This is a genomic window from Paenibacillus sp. NAIST15-1 (assembly GCF_001894745.1).
Lineage (GTDB): Bacteria > Bacillota > Bacilli > Paenibacillales > Paenibacillaceae > Paenibacillus_B > Paenibacillus_B suaedae.
The window spans coordinates 56,313-71,916 of the sequence record NZ_BBYF01000025.1 but is presented as its reverse complement, the minus strand read 5'-3'; the positions used below and the strand labels follow the sequence as shown (position 1 = coordinate 71,916).

Sequence of the window (15,604 nt, the reverse complement as noted above, 5' to 3'; positions counted from 1 at the left end):
CTTTCCGGGGGCCCCGGATGAACAACTAGCACTAACTTTCGCATTCAGTTTTCAAGGTTCAAACCTTGAACTTCATATTGGCTTTAGCCAATGCTGTTTGGTGGCGATGGCGGAGGGGTTCCACGCGTACCCATCCCGAACACGACCGTTAAGCCCTCCAGCGCCGATGGTACTTGGACCGCAGGGTCCCGGGAGAGTAGGACGTCGCCAAGCAACGAAAGACCACTGTTGAGATATCTCGACGGTGGTCTTTTTGTATATAAGGACTTAGGCTAGGTCTTAAGGATGGTTGACAGGGAATAAACGAACCAGTATGCTTGATTTTGCAAGCGTTTACATTGAGGGTGATTTATCTATGAAGGTATTGCACCACTACATAATTAGATAAAGACAATCAATCTAGCATCATTATTTTTTGTATTATTCTTTGTTAATTATGCAAACGTTTGCATTTATTTGGAGAGGGGATATGTCATGAGGAAATGGAAGGCTTCGATCTCTGGTATGTTAGTTGGTGTCATGCTAATTAGCCTGATGACAGTATGGGGAGGAGGGATGACTTATGCATTTTCTACATCTGCAGTCCAAGACTCCTTAGGCGAGAAGAAGCAGCAACTACAGCCCCAATCAGCAGAACAGACAACGGCAGAAGACGCATTGAAGGCTGTTGATTGGAATATGGTAAAGCCAATAGGCTCGTCATCGACAGCAGGCTGGAATAGTGCCAAGTTGGATCAGATGAAATTGACAAGCGATGCAAAGTATTTGTATTTCCGTGTCGATGCAGCTCATGCGGAGTCATGGCAGTATCTTGATATCGCTTTGCAGATCAATGATTTTGATTCCGGAGTCGCAACCAATCCTTATCAAAGACAATTCAATTATAACCATACACAGCTGAAGCCGAAGTTCCATATCGTGATGGAAGCGAAACAAGGCGGCGAGGCGGCTGTATATGAGAGTGCCACATCAACGCCTTTGCTTCATACAGGAGATTTGCAAGGGGCTTCCTTCCAAGTTACAGACCAAGCCAAAGTGATGACAGGGGCAATTCCTCTGAACAAGCTTCAATTGAAGCTGAATGACACCGTCAAAGCGATTGTTGTTCTTAGCGGTGATCGCGCGGATGAGCATGGTGTATTCGATGTCATTCCCGAAACGACAGACAATGAAATTGCGACAGGCTGGAATATGAAACAGAACCCGAACGGCTTATCTACCTATAGCGAGCCGTTTACGGTTACTTTTGCTCCAATCATTGATGGGGTTAAAGACAATCTCTGGGACGATGTGGAGGCACTTGGGACATCAGTAACAGAGAGCACATATGGCGATACGAAACTAGGTGCAATCAAACTGATCAATGATAGTAAGAAGCTGTATATATGGGTAGATGCACGATTGCCGAATTGGGGAGATAAGGGGCAGTATATTGATATTGCCCTCAATGTGAATCAGGTTGATTCAGGAAATGCGGACAACCCATGGAAAGCGCAATATAATTTTAGCGGTACAACAGAGAAGCCGCAGTATCATCTTATGATGCGTTTGAAACAAGACAATGAAATAGAAGGCGCTGCTTTATATGAGGCCTCGGATTACAATACCCCCATTTTATCCACATGGGGAGATCGTAAAGGAGCAGAATTCGCTGTATCCAGACAGTCAGGATTTGAAGCGTCTATACCGCTGCATCAGCTCAAGCTAAAAAATCATGACGATTTGCGTCCAATTGTTGTTCTAAGCGGAAATGAGGACACGCATGGTGCATTCAATGTAATACCAGAAGATCCGGGGAATACACGAGCAAGTAGTTGGAATGAATCATCGAACCCGAATGTACAGCGTGTATATGCCGGAAATTACGAGATAAAGGGGATGAGTGACGCTCTGGAGCTGATTAGCACAGATCCGGCCCATAAACAGCAGCATGTAGCAGTTAATAAGCCGATTATCGTCACCTTCTCCGAACAAATTGATATGAATGGGCAAGGCATCACGCTTGAGGATAAGCTAGGTGTGACCCAACCGATAGATGTGACGATAAAGGAGCAGCAGTTGGTCGTTACACCGAGTCAACCGCTGCGCTATGATACAGAGTATAAGGTTGTTATTCCAGCGGGAGCGGCAACGGGGAAGGACACGAATACACCGAACACAGCATATGAGTTTTCCTTTACAACGAAGGCTCAGCCTTCTATGCATGCTGCATGGATGGATCAGGATCATGAAGTTCGCGTTACATTGAAGGACATTGTTCCGAACTTGGATTACTCTGCATTTGCCGCATATGAAGGTACAACCAAATTGGAGGGCGTATCCTCTCAGGGCGCAGATGAGAAATCTGTGAAGATCCATTTGTCCAATCCGGTTGATGATGTGTCAAAGGCATATACAGTACGCTATGAAGGAAATCCACAGAACATGTATCGGGATATGCCGATCAAGATGCGTGGTATTTTGGATAGCTACGTATATGCTGGGGATGACTTAGGTGTTACGTATCAATCGACTTCAAGCAGCTTCAAAGTATGGGCGCCTACGGCTGCACAAGCTTCGTTAGCCTTGTACAATAGAGCGGACATGGCGAAAGACGTGCCTAGCAGGGAAGTCTCGATGCGTAAGGATGCAGCTACAGGGGTATGGGCCGCTAACGTGGATGGCAATTTGCATGGAACCTATTACATGTACAAGCTGCAATTCCCGGATGGCAGTATAACGTATGCACTTGATCCATATGCGAGATCGGCATCGGTGAACAGCGGGAAGTCGGCAATTATTGATCTTGCGGCAACCAATCCGAAGAACTGGGACGGAGATCGGAAGCCCCCATTTCTGAATCCAACAGACGCTGTCATATACGAATTACATGTCCGTGATTTTTCAATTCATGAGAATTCAGGAGTATCGCCAGCAAGTCGAGGCAAGTTTACTGCCTTTACGGAAACGGGAACGACTTTGCCTGGAAAGCCAGATATAAAGACAGGGATCGACCATTTGAAAGAGCTTGGTATCACGCATGTTCACTTGCTTCCGACCTATGACTTCGGTTCGGTAAATGAGAAGCTGGTGGATGATCCAAGTTCGAAAGAACGAAAATTCAATTGGGGCTATGATCCGGTAAACTATAACATGCCAGAGGGTTCCTATACGACCAAGGCAGCACAGGAAGACCCAGCGAAGCGAATTCGTGAGTTCAAGGCAATGGTGCAAGCGCTTCATGACCAAGGCATTCGGGTCGTGCTGGATGTCGTGTACAACCATACATTTGTAACCGGCCTGGAATCGGATATGTCGGTATTTGATAAGATTGTACCGGGTTATTTCTATCGGAGCGATGAGCAGGGCAACTTCACTAACGGCTCCGGTGTAGGGAATGAAGTAGCAACAGAGCGACCGATGGTTAGCAAATACGTGCAGGACTCCGTGAAATACTGGGCTGAGGAGTACAATGTAGACGGATTCCGCTTCGACTTGATGAAGCTAGTCGATCTGCAGACAACACGCGCCATCGTGCGTGAGCTGAGAGAGATTGATCCAAGCATCATAATCTATGGCGAGCCGTGGTCGGGGGGCAGCACACCGCTTGCTGCGGAATTGCAGATCGAGAAGGGCAAGCAGCGCGGAGAGGGATTTGCTGTCTTCAATGATAATATTCGTGGGGCAATAAAGGGTGGAAGTGACGATGCTTCCAAAGGATTCGCGACAGGTGCCGAAGGCAAAGAAGCGGATGTGGTGAAAGGTCTGCTTGGTGCAATCACAGACTTTACGGCCTCCCCGACAGAGACGATTAACTATGTAACCGCACATGATAACTTGAATTTGTGGGATAAGGTGCTTAAGACGCAGGGGAAAGATATTGATATAAAACGCAATCCGTTCGCAACCTTGACGGAGTCAAATGTACTGGATAACGAGACCGTTAAGCGTTCCTTGCTTGCAAATGGGATTGTTCTTACGGCACAAGGCATTCCGTTCCTTCATGCAGGAGATGAGCTGCTTCGCAGCAAGTTCGGAGATCATAACAGCTATGAGAGCCCAGATGAGATTAATCAAATCTTATGGAAACAGAAGGCGGAGTACAAGCCAGTATTTGATTATTTGAAAGGTCTTATCGAGCTGCGAGCAGCACATCCAGCATTCCGCATGACAACGAAGGATGAGGTGAAATCGAACTTACAAGTGTATCGCCAAGAAGGGCAAGTTATCGCATTCAAGCTGAATAACTATGCAAATGGGGATACATGGCGCAATATTGCCGTCATTTATAACGGTTCGGCTGCTCCGCAAGAAGTTGCACTGCCCACTGCGGATGAATGGAGTGTGGTTGTTGACCATACGTCCGCTGGAGTGAATACGATACGTACGGTGAAGGGCGGCAAGGTAGAAGTAGCCGGATTGTCCATGATGGTGTTGTACGATCAGGAGAATGGCTATACACCGACAGCGTCAAAGCTTGAAGTAGCACCACTTACGCTTGGGTTAGAGCCAGGCACAAGCACTCGCTTGACAGCAGTGGTGCGTGATCAGAAGGGCCGTCCTATGTTTACTGAGAATGTAACATGGTCAACATCCGATGCTGGGGTGGCCGTTATCAACAGTGGAGGCAAAGTAACATCAGTGAAGGAAGGAACTGCAGTCCTTACCGCAACCTCCGGCAAATTGAAGGCACAGGTAAATGTGACAGTAGCGAAGCTTGTTCCTACGACGCTGTCCATTAACGCTGCAGATTCAATCTTTGAGGGCCGCACATCACCATTTACAGTTGCCATCAAGGATCAATTCGGACAGACGATGTCTGGTGTAGCTGTGGAGTGGAGCACGTCGGATGCATCAGTGGCTAGAATAGACCGTGCTGGGAAGGTAACAGGCGTGAAGGAAGGAACGGCGGTCATTACAGCTCGGGTTGGAGCAGCAGAGGCCTCGAAGAAGGTAGTGGTTAAGCCGTTCCTGAAGCGCTATGTACAAATCAATTATGTCCGTCCAGACGCGAAATACGACAACTGGGGATTATGGGTATGGCAGACAGGTGTAAAAGATGACGGTCATGAGTTCCAGCATTTTGACAAAGGAATGGCGACTGCCATGATTGAAATCGCTCCAGAGTCTGAATCGATTGGGTTTATCGTCAAACGGGGCAACTGGGAAGAGAAAGATATCGATGCCAATCGCTTCATTAAGACGAATGTGGATGACACGCTAACCAAGGTGTATGTATATAGTGGGCAGGAATCATTTCGGACGCTGCCTTCAGTAGCTGGCCCAGTTCAAGAGAAGAGTCAGGTTGCGTTCTATTATCGGGATGAAGCGTTGTTTGCGAGTGGAGCGCAGGATCGGATCACGCAGGCTGATATTGCGATCAACGGCAAGTCTTACTCGATGACGTACGATGCAGAAAACGAATGGTTCATCTACGTAATGAAGAACGCAGCGAAAGGCGATTATACGTACAAATTCTTCATTACCAAGGATGGAGTAACAAACGAACTGAATGATCCGCACAATACCGTAGACGGACGCTCGATTGTCGTCGTGAAAACCCCAGAAACAGACCCAGGTACGAAGCCAGAAACGGGCACTGACGCAGGAAGCGGCTCTGAAAACGAAAATGGCAGCAATGAACGAAACGGCGGGGCTGCTCATAAAGGGGGCACAGAAGAGTCATTTAAAGGAATGACCGTCACGAAAGATGGCGTTCGTTATGAGCCAACAACGTTGAATCTTCTGAAGAATGCCGACGGAACGGCGACTGTTGAGCTGCTCATTCGCAATGAAGATATAGAAGAGATGTCTCGTTTGACAGGTTCGGCAACAGAATTGAGAACTTGGACAATTGCAGCGCCGTCGGAGTCAGAAGACGTACGTATTCGAATCCCGATGGAGAAATTGAGTCAGGCAATGAAGGAACATACGCAATTGAACATTGTGGTACGCTCGGGAGCAGGCAGCTATCAACTTCCGATGAAACAGCTAGCAGATCTGAGCAATGGGAATGCATCACAATTGCTGACCGTGCACATGATGAAGCCTTCGGCTGAATTGCTGAAGGTGCTTACATCTGCGGCATCCACACAGCCAGGGGCTCATTTGATGGCAGCTGTTCAGTTCCAGTTGCATTTGGAGCAGGATGGGAAGCAGGAACCAATTCCTGATCGTGCAGGCATTCTAACAACGGGCTCTATCCGACTGCCGAGCAACCAAAGTGCTGGGAAGATGACAGCTGTAAAGTATAATGCAAAGACAAAGATATTCTCGTTCGTTCCGTCCTGGATGGAGTGCACTGAGGGCGAATCGCATTCGGTAATGAACATGAAGCACGATTTTAACGGTATCTTCGCAGTACTCAAGTATGCACCGAGCTTCCATGATTTGAATGGCCATTGGGCGAAAGCAAATATGGAGCTGCTAGCTTCTAAGTTCATTATTCAAGGCAGAGGAAATGGACAGTTTGCCCCGAATGATATGGTAACTCGAGCAGAATTCACGTCCATGCTTGTGCGGGCGTTAGGCTATGGCGATGTCCAAGGACAGAAACTGTCCAAGGATGCCTTCATGGATGTGCCAGCATCGGCTTGGTATGCAGATGCACTTGCGACTGCGGTGCAACTGAAGCTTGTTGAGGGGGATGGTGACGGATCATTCCATCCGAATGCATCCATTACTCGCGAGGAATTGGCACAAATGCTTGTCAATGCTGCTCGTCTTGAAGGTCATCATCTGGAACTCTCAACTGGGTTCCTTAATGGCTACCAAGACCGCGCGCTGCGTCCTAGTGGCAACGCTACACGAGCAGAAGCGGGGGTTGCATTGACCAGATTTCTTCTTGCTCTACAATATATTGCTGAATAGCACGACCATCACTCCCGTGTCATCCGTAAGGACGGCAGCGGGAGTTTTTTAACTGGGACGAACGCAATCATTCATTAGCTCATTTCAATTTGTTATTCACATGTGCATAATTGGACGAACATAGCGGTAAAATGTACACCATGCATATTTTATTCAATGAACAAGCTGTGGAGAGAGGATTAATGAATCTCCTTATGCACATTTACCCATCATTTATCCACGATTGTGGAGAAGCTCCCAGGTATCCACATATAGAGTTTCATGAATAGGGCTTACCATCAACCGTGTAATTGAATATATTGCGTAATTGAGATGGAATGAGCGTGTGCTTTTTAACCAAGAAGAAGGTTATCCACATCATCGTGTAGAATAGCTGATGAAATCGATCTAAAATAGTTGCAAAATCAAACGAGTGCGCTATAATAAAAATAAAGTCAAAGAAAGTCAAAGTCAGATTAATAGTCAAAAAAGTTCAAAATATTGCGCCAAACTAGAATAAGTGAGGCTTATATTTGGTTAAACCTAATATAGAGACTGCTGCAGGCGGAAAGGGGGGAGAAGATGCGCAACATTTCCGACCTAATCGAGCACTACTTGAAGCATATATTACTTGAGAGTTCAGAAGGTGCCGTTGAGATTCAGCGCAATGATTTGGCAGAACAATTCTCTTGTGTTCCATCGCAGATTAACTATGTGATCAGCACACGCTTTACGTTGGAGAAGGGTTATGTTGTTGAGAGCAAACGTGGCGGTGGAGGGTATATTCGCATTCAGCGAATTGACTTGCCAGCCCATCAAGCGATTCATAATCATTTGTGCGAATCCATTGGGGAGCAGATTGAGCAGAGTGCCGCTGAAGGTCTTATCTATCAACTAGAAGAAGCGGAATTCATCTCCCGCCGGGAAGCGAATCTGCTGAGGGCTGCTGTTTCTCGGGACAATATAACAGTAAAGCTTCCCTACCGCGACGAGATACGTGCCCGGCTGCTAAGGTCGATGCTGCTGGCACTGCTTAGCAAGTAGAGATGTAAGTATGTAAGATGGATGCTACCTATAAAGGAGGAGAGACGGTTATGGTGTGTCAACAATGTGGTCAGAAACCGGCTACCCTGCATTTTACGAAAATCATTAATGGGCAGAAGACGGAGTTTCACATTTGTGAATCATGTGCCCGGGAAAAAGGCGAATGGATTCCAGGCACGGCGAACGGATTCTCCATCCATAATTTATTGTCGGGATTGCTTGATTTCGATCTGACAGGGAGCAAACAGGGAGCTAAGGAAGATGCGAAACCACAGCCTATGCGCTGTGAGAAGTGCGGACTGACTTATGCACAGTTCGGTAAGCTCGGCCGCTTTGGCTGTGATGAATGCTACACCTTTTTCGGTGAGCGCTTAGATCCGCTATTGAAGCGGGTACATGGCAATACCGTTCACGTTGGCAAAATTCCGAAGCGTGGGGGAGGCCGAATTCAGCGCAGACGCGAGCTGGAAGAATTGAAGAAACAGCTGCAGTTCAGCATTTTGCGTGAAGAGTTCGAAGAGGCCGCAACCTTGCGTGACCGTATTCGCGAATTGGAGAAGCAGCCGCCAAGCGATTCAGAGAGAAGCAGTTCATAAGCACCTAGGATACAAGCGCTATCGAGGGAGTAAAATGACAATAAGCAGTGCGAATTGGAAGGAGATGACGAGATGACAGAGCGACGATTTATTGAAGAAGCCCTAAGCGATTGGATGCGCGGCACGGGCCCAGATTCCGATATCGTCATCAGCAGCCGTATCCGTATAGCACGGAATATTAGCGGACTGCCGTTCCCGCTCTTGGCTACGAATCAACAATCGGCCGAGGTGTTGGATCGTTTGTCAGCAGTCATGAAAGACCCGGAATTTGCGCAATTGAATCACTTTCATGAATTAGAGCTGGCAGAGCTTAGCGATACAGAGAAGCAAGTTCTAGTAGAGAAGCATTTGATATCCCCGAGTTTGGCAAATGAGTCCCGCAATGGTGCGGTCATTGTCAGTGAGGATGAGTCGATAAGCATCATGATTAACGAGGAAGATCATCTTCGTATTCAATGCCTATCTCCAGGGCTGCAAATTCGTGAGGCTTGGGAGCAGGCTAACCGCATCGATGATGTGTTTGAATCGCAAATCGACTACGCCTTCGATGAGAAGAGAGGTTTCTTAACGAGCTGCCCGACGAATGTGGGAACAGGAATACGGGCATCGGTGATGATGCATTTGCCAGCATTGGTAATGACACAGCAGATTAACCTCATGCTTCAGGCCGTTACCCAAGTTGGATTGGCGGTTAGAGGCATATACGGAGAAGGAAGCGAAGCGATCGGCAACCTGTTCCAAATATCAAATCAGATTACATTAGGCCAATCCGAATCTGAGATTATTGATAATTTGTACAGTGTTGTGAAGCAATTAATCGAGCATGAGAAGGCAGCTCGGGAACAGCTGCTGACAAGCAATAGCATGCGGCTTACGGATCGCATTTGCCGCTCATATGGAATTTTGAAGCATGCAGTTATTATGGATTCAAAAGAAGCCGCACAGCGGTTGTCCGACATTAGGCTTGGTTCTGACCTTGGCATCCTGCAGCATATTCAATCGTCACAACTGAATGAATTATTGGTCATGACACAGCCAGGCTTCTTACAATATAAATACAACACGACATTATCTCAAGAAGATCGGGATTCATATCGCGCGAAGATGATTCGCGAGACGTTATCCAAATCTAAATCATAATGTAATATGGAGGTGCAACACTTATGATGTTCGGTAGATTCACAGAACGTGCGCAGAAAGTATTGGCTTTGGCACAAGAAGAAGCAGTACGACTCGGGCATAACAATATCGGAACGGAGCATATTCTGCTTGGACTTATTCGCGAAGGGGAAGGCATCGCAGCTAAGGCACTTGTAGCGCTTGGCCTTGGATTGGAGAAGATTCAGGACGAAGTCGAAACCTTGATCGGGCGCGGTCAAGAACAGCCACTCAATATTGCATATACCCCGCGTGCGAAGAAAGTGATTGAGCTGTCCATGGATGAAGCGCGCAAGCTTGGCCACACTTATGTGGGTACAGAGCACATTCTGCTTGGCTTGATCCGTGAAGGAGAAGGCGTAGCAGCACGGGTGTTGAACAACCTTGGCATTAGCTTGAACAAGGCACGCCAACAAGTGCTGCAGCTGCTTGGAAGCAGCGAAGCGGTATCCAGCCATCATGGACAGTCGCAAAATGTAAGCACACCGACACTGGACAGCTTAGCTCGTGATCTGACAGCAGTAGCGAAGGAAGGAAATCTTGATCCGGTTATCGGTCGTTCGAAGGAAATTGAGCGCGTCATTCAAGTACTGAGCCGCCGTACGAAGAATAACCCCGTACTTATCGGTGAGCCTGGGGTTGGTAAGACGGCCGTAGCTGAAGGTCTGGCACAGAAGATTATTAACAATGAAATTCCAGAGACGCTTCGCGATAAGCGTGTTATGACGCTTGATATGGGTTCGGTTGTAGCCGGAACGAAATACCGGGGTGAGTTCGAGGATCGCCTGAAGAAGATCATGGATGAAATTCGCCAAGCAGGCAATGTCATCCTGTTCATCGATGAATTGCATACGCTCATCGGTGCCGGCGGTGCTGAAGGCGCCATTGATGCATCGAACATTTTGAAGCCTGCATTGGCTCGTGGAGAGCTGCAGTGCATTGGGGCGACAACACTTGATGAGTACCGCAAATATATCGAGAAGGATGCAGCGCTCGAACGCCGCTTCCAGCCGATTACGGTCGACCAGCCTACTCCAGAGGAAGCAATCCAGATCTTGACTGGGCTGCGTGATCGTTATGAAGCCCATCACCGTGTGAAAATTACCGATGAGGCAATTGAGCAAGCGGTGAAGCTCTCGGATCGTTATATTACAGATCGCTTCCTGCCGGATAAGGCAATTGACTTGATTGATGAAGCGAGCTCTAAAGTTCGCCTTCATTCGTATACAGTACCACCAAATTTGAAAGAGCTTGAAGCACGTTTGGAAGACATCCGCAAAGAGAAGGACGCATCTGTGCAAAGCCAAGAATTCGAGAAAGCCGCTGCGCTGCGTGATACAGAGCAGAAGATGCGCGAAGAACTGGAGACCGTTCGCAACCAGTGGAAAGAGAAGCAGGGACGCGTGGATTCTGAAGTTACGCCAGAGGATATTGCTCAAGTCGTAGCGAGCTGGACCGGAATTCCGGTATTGAAGCTGAAGGAAGAAGAGACAGAGCGCTTGCTCAAGATGGAAGAGATTCTTCATGAGCGTGTCATCGGCCAAGATGAAGCGGTGAAAGCAGTGAGCCGTGCAATCCGCCGTGCGCGTGCAGGGTTGAAGGATCCGAAGCGTCCGATGGGCTCCTTCATCTTCCTTGGCCCAACTGGGGTAGGTAAGACTGAGCTTGCTCGTGCCTTGGCCGAATCTTTGTTCGGTGATGAGAATGCGGTAATCCGAATTGATATGTCCGAATACATGGAGAAGCATTCGACAGCTCGTCTCGTCGGAGCGCCTCCGGGATATGTTGGCTATGAAGAGGGCGGCCAATTGACGGAGAAGGTTCGCCGTAAGCCATACTCAGTCGTCTTGTTGGACGAAATCGAGAAGGCACATCCAGAAGTATTCAACATTTTGCTTCAAGTGTTGGAAGATGGCCGTCTCACCGATTCGAAGGGACGTGTAGTCGACTTCCGTAACACGCTTATCATCCTGACATCCAACGTTGGGGCCGAAGCAATTAAGCGTAATTCTACGCTTGGCTTCACTGCAGTTGATGATGCAGGCAAAGACTACAACAACATGAAGGATAAAGTGATGGGTGAATTGAAGAAGAGCTTCCGCCCAGAATTCTTGAACCGGATTGATGAAATTATTGTGTTCCACTCCTTGGAGCAGAAGCACATCGCTGAAATCGTATCCTTGATGGCCGGTGAGCTTCGCAAGCGCCTGAAGGAACAGGATGTTGATTTCCAATTGACAGACAATGCGAAGAATTTCCTCGCGAAGGAAGGCTTTGATCCAGCGTATGGCGCCCGTCCATTGCGTAGAGCGATTCAGAAGCATATCGAGGATCGCCTGTCAGAGGAATTGTTGAAGGGTAATGTCAGCAAGGGCGATGCCGTCGTCATCGACGAGAAAGATGGCGAGCTGCTCGTCCTGCGCAACAACGAGGTTAACACAGCACATGTATAATGAACTGTAGTATTTAGGAAAGAATCGTACTTTCTCCCTCCCGGAGGAAGGTACGGTTCTTTTTTTCTTCGTTATTTATTGCTCCACATATGCCTGTTTCTGCTTGCGATATGCTAAAGCACTTTATCCTCCTTCTTAAAAATGGTAAACTAATGAGTAATGAGTAACGAGGTACCTGTTTGCGGACATGGCGACCGACGACTTGCAGCATATTGATTAGGAGTGTCGGCTTCATGGCCAAAGTGAAAACGAAATTTTTCTGTACGGAATGTGGATACGAAACACCGAAATGGATGGGGAAATGCCCTGGCTGTGGTGAGTGGAATACGATGGTGGAAGAGCGGGAGACAGTCATTAAGACAGCAGGTGTGCATTCTTCCTTGATTCAAACGAAAGAAAAGCCGCAATCTATCATACACATAGAAAGTGGACGTGAACCTAGACTCACTACGACACTTAGTGAGTTGAACCGCGTACTGGGCGGCGGTGTTGTTCCTGGATCACTTATTCTAGTGGGGGGCGACCCGGGTATCGGGAAGTCAACACTTCTACTGCAGACTTCCAATGCACTGGCTGCCAGCGGCCTCAAGGTGCTGTACGTATCTGGTGAGGAATCGATGCGTCAGACGAAGCTGCGGGCAGATCGTCTTGGTGTCTTGTCGGAGAACTTATTCGTCCTCAGTGAGACGAATCTGCAATATATCGAGGAGGCGCTTGAGGCGGCGCAGCCTGACTTCCTCGTTATCGACTCCATCCAGACCGTCTTCCAACCTTCGGTGGAATCAGCTCCCGGCAGTGTTGCACAAGTACGCGAATGCACAAGCACATTCATGCGCATCGCTAAGGGGAAGGGCATCGCAACTGTCCTTGTTGGACATGTGACGAAGGAAGGTGCGATTGCCGGTCCGCGGCTGCTCGAGCATATGGTCGATTGTGTCCTTTATTTCGAAGGAGAGCGGCATCATTCCTATCGCATTTTGCGGGCTGTAAAGAACCGGTTCGGTTCGACCAATGAGATAGGAATCTTCGAGATGACGGAGGGCGGACTTGTCGAGGTGAAGAACCCATCCGAGATGTTCCTGCAGGAGAGACCGCTAGGTGTTGCAGGATCCACGGTTGTAGCCAGCCTTGAGGGAACCCGTCCCGTCCTTGTCGAGATGCAGGCGCTCGTATCGGCGACGAACTTCCCGTCTCCGCGGAGGATGGCGACAGGGATTGATCATCATCGTCTGGCGCTTATTATTGCGGTGCTGGAGAAGCGAATGGGAATGTTCCTGCAGAATCAGGATGCATACGTGAATGTAGCGGGTGGAATTAAGCTTGATGAGCCAGCTGTTGACTTGGCTATGGCGGTTGCAATTGCTTCGAGCTTCCGAGATATGCCGACACAACCATTCGATGTTGTCTTTGGCGAAGTGGGGTTAACCGGTGAAGTGCGTGGGGTATCTCGTGCAGAACAGCGAGTGAAGGAAGCAGAGAAGCTTGGATTCAAGCGCATTATATTACCAGAGAAGAGCTTGCGCGGCTGGAAGCCGCCTGCCAATATTGAGATTATTGGAGTAAATACGGTTGCTGAAGCATTAGCTGTGGCGTTAGGTTAGGGGGCATAGATATAGAATGAAGGAAAGCCAACTGGATATTATGAACGACCTGCTGCGGATGGTCGCACCAGGAACGCCTTTCCGCGACGGGCTTGAGAATGTGCTGCGCGCGAAGACAGGGGCACTTATTGTCGTTGGATACAGTCCAGAAGTAATGGAAGTTGTAGACGGGGGATTCTCCATTAACTGTGACTTCTCACCGAGCTACTTGTACGAACTGGCCAAGATGGACGGCGCCATTATCTTGAGTGAAGACATTAAGCGGATATTATATGCGAACACACAGCTCATTCCGGATTCCTCCATTCCATCTACGGAGACAGGCATCCGGCACCGGACAGCGGAGCGGGTAGCGAAGCAGACGGGGAAGCTGGTAGTCTCCATCTCCCAGCGCCGGAATGTCATTACACTGTACCAAGGCAGTCTGCGTTATGCACTTAAGGAGATTGGCGTTATTCTCACGAAGGCGAACCAAGCGATTCAGACATTGGAAAAATATAAGGTTGTGCTTGTACAAGGCATGACAAATTTAACTGCATCCGAGTTCGAAGAATTGGTTACCTTATACGATGTCGTAAACGTTGTGCAACGTATTGAGATGGTGTTACGTATTAAGATGGAGATCAAGCGTTACATCAACGAACTGGGAACAGAGGGACGTCTTATCAGCATGCAGCTCGAAGAGCTCGTAAGCAACACCGAAGAAGACGCTTGGCTGCTGTTGAAGGATTATGCCCGGGACGGAAGCGATGAGAAGGTACGTGAGATCATAGCCCAACTTAAGAAATGCACGGCAGATGAACTGCTTGATACCCATCATTTAATAAGACTGCTCGGTTACCCGACGACGAGCACGATTCAGGAAGAATCCGTTTCGCCGCGCGGTTACCGCGTTCTTAGCAAGATACCAAGACTTCCTAATGTCATTATTCACAACTTAGTCGAAACCTTCCAATACCTCCCTCATGTCATGATGGCAACGATTGAGGAATTGGATGAAGTAGACGGCATTGGCGAAGTTCGCGCTCGTGCGATTAAGGAAGGGCTTAAGCGGATTCAGGAGCAGGTCTTCATTGACAGGCAAATTTGATTTTCCTACAATGAAAGGACGTACGTTGGGCATAGTAAAATTAGAGGTGAACCTATGATTACAAAGTCCATTCCGAGCTTGTTTACGATCGGTAACTTGTTTCTCGGAATCATTTCCATCATGCTTGCGTTTCACGATGACTACAACTTAGCAGCTCTTATGATTATTATTGCCATGTTGCTCGACGGATTGGATGGGCGTGTAGCAAGAGCATTGAACGCACAGAGTGAATTCGGCAAGGAGCTTGACTCCCTATCCGATGTGATTTCATTCGGTGTAGCGCCAGCCTTTATTATGTATGCCGTCGCTTTTACAGATAGTAACCCGGTGCTGGCTTGCATCGTTACCGCAATCTTCCCGATTTGTGGTGCGCTGCGACTTGCACGCTTCAACGTTAAGGATGGTATTCCGGGGTATTTCATCGGCTTGCCAATCCCAGCGGCTGGCGGTGTGGCATGTACACTTGCCTTGTTCCATGAGAGCATCCCAGCGGCTTATCTTATGATAGCGATGATTTTATTATCTTACTTAATGGTTAGTACAGTGAAATATCCGAACTTCAAGAAAGTCGGTATTCCGAAGAAGGCCATCTGGATTACGCCTTTTGTTATTGCAGGGGCAGTAGCGATCGCGGTATGGCAGCCAGAACAGACACCGAAGCTGATTTTTGTGCCGTTGGTACTGTATGCGCTGCTTGGTTTAAAAAAAAACGTTAGAATGCTGAATCGCCGCCGCAAGAAACAGCTTGATGCGGAAGAGTGGTACCAGTCGAAGCATTCTTAAGCGAATAAACCCAAAAGAAAAGCACTTGCAGTCCATAATTGGGCGGCAGGT

General features: G+C 48.1%; 8 protein-coding genes and 1 rRNA gene. All 9 read left to right on the top strand.

Annotation, left to right across the window (positions count from 1 at the left end; translation table 11 throughout):
• Positions 1-96 precede the first annotated feature (96 nt).
• The 9 genes from rrf (at position 97) to pssA (ending at position 15,553) form a co-directional block, all read left to right on the top strand.
• Positions 97-213 (top strand): 5S ribosomal RNA (rrf, locus tag PBN151_RS28735).
• A 261-nt stretch (positions 214-474) separates the two neighbouring features.
• Complete coding sequence (gene pulA / locus PBN151_RS28730) at positions 475-6,849, top strand: type I pullulanase (RefSeq protein ID WP_072732039.1); 6,375 nt, start codon at positions 475-477, stop codon at positions 6,847-6,849.
• Positions 6,850-7,410: 561 nt separating this feature from the next.
• Positions 7,411-7,872: a CtsR family transcriptional regulator gene (locus tag PBN151_RS28725; RefSeq protein WP_021252491.1), complete on the top strand. Its 462-nt coding sequence runs from the start codon at positions 7,411-7,413 to the stop codon at positions 7,870-7,872.
• Between the two features lie 50 nt (positions 7,873-7,922).
• Entirely contained in the window at positions 7,923-8,468 is a 546-nt protein-coding gene (mcsA, locus tag PBN151_RS28720) for a protein-arginine kinase activator protein McsA (protein ID WP_021252490.1), read from the top strand.
• Positions 8,469-8,540: 72 nt separating this feature from the next.
• Entirely contained in the window at positions 8,541-9,608 is a 1,068-nt protein-coding gene (mcsB, locus tag PBN151_RS28715) for a protein-arginine kinase McsB (protein ID WP_072732038.1), read from the top strand.
• Positions 9,609-9,631: 23 nt separating this feature from the next.
• The gene (gene clpC / locus PBN151_RS28710) at positions 9,632-12,079 is read left to right on the top strand and encodes an ATP-dependent protease ATP-binding subunit ClpC (RefSeq protein ID WP_021252488.1); all 2,448 of its coding nucleotides are present in this window, start codon (positions 9,632-9,634) and stop codon (positions 12,077-12,079) included.
• Positions 12,080-12,312: 233 nt separating this feature from the next.
• Positions 12,313-13,680, top strand: a complete 1,368-nt coding sequence (radA, locus tag PBN151_RS28705) for a DNA repair protein RadA (protein ID WP_021252487.1) — start codon at positions 12,313-12,315, stop codon at positions 13,678-13,680.
• A gap of 16 nt (positions 13,681-13,696) precedes the next feature.
• Complete coding sequence (disA, locus tag PBN151_RS28700) at positions 13,697-14,770, top strand: DNA integrity scanning diadenylate cyclase DisA (protein ID WP_021252486.1); 1,074 nt, start codon at positions 13,697-13,699, stop codon at positions 14,768-14,770.
• Between the two features lie 54 nt (positions 14,771-14,824).
• Positions 14,825-15,553 (top strand): CDP-diacylglycerol--serine O-phosphatidyltransferase, encoded by a 729-nt coding sequence (pssA, locus tag PBN151_RS28695; protein ID WP_021252485.1) that lies wholly within the window; start codon positions 14,825-14,827, stop codon positions 15,551-15,553.
• Positions 15,554-15,604 lie beyond the last annotated feature (51 nt).

Coding starts and splice junctions, on each gene's coding strand:
- mcsB (WP_072732038.1), top strand. CDS start 8,541: ATGACAGAGCGACGATTTATTGAAGAAGCCCTAAGCGATTGGATGCGC.
- radA (WP_021252487.1), top strand. CDS start 12,313: ATGGCCAAAGTGAAAACGAAATTTTTCTGTACGGAATGTGGATACGAA.
- PBN151_RS28725 (WP_021252491.1), top strand. CDS start 7,411: ATGCGCAACATTTCCGACCTAATCGAGCACTACTTGAAGCATATATTA.
- clpC (WP_021252488.1), top strand. CDS start 9,632: ATGATGTTCGGTAGATTCACAGAACGTGCGCAGAAAGTATTGGCTTTG.
- mcsA (WP_021252490.1), top strand. CDS start 7,923: ATGGTGTGTCAACAATGTGGTCAGAAACCGGCTACCCTGCATTTTACG.
- disA (WP_021252486.1), top strand. CDS start 13,697: ATGAAGGAAAGCCAACTGGATATTATGAACGACCTGCTGCGGATGGTC.
- pulA (WP_072732039.1), top strand. CDS start 475: ATGAGGAAATGGAAGGCTTCGATCTCTGGTATGTTAGTTGGTGTCATG.
- pssA (WP_021252485.1), top strand. CDS start 14,825: ATGATTACAAAGTCCATTCCGAGCTTGTTTACGATCGGTAACTTGTTT.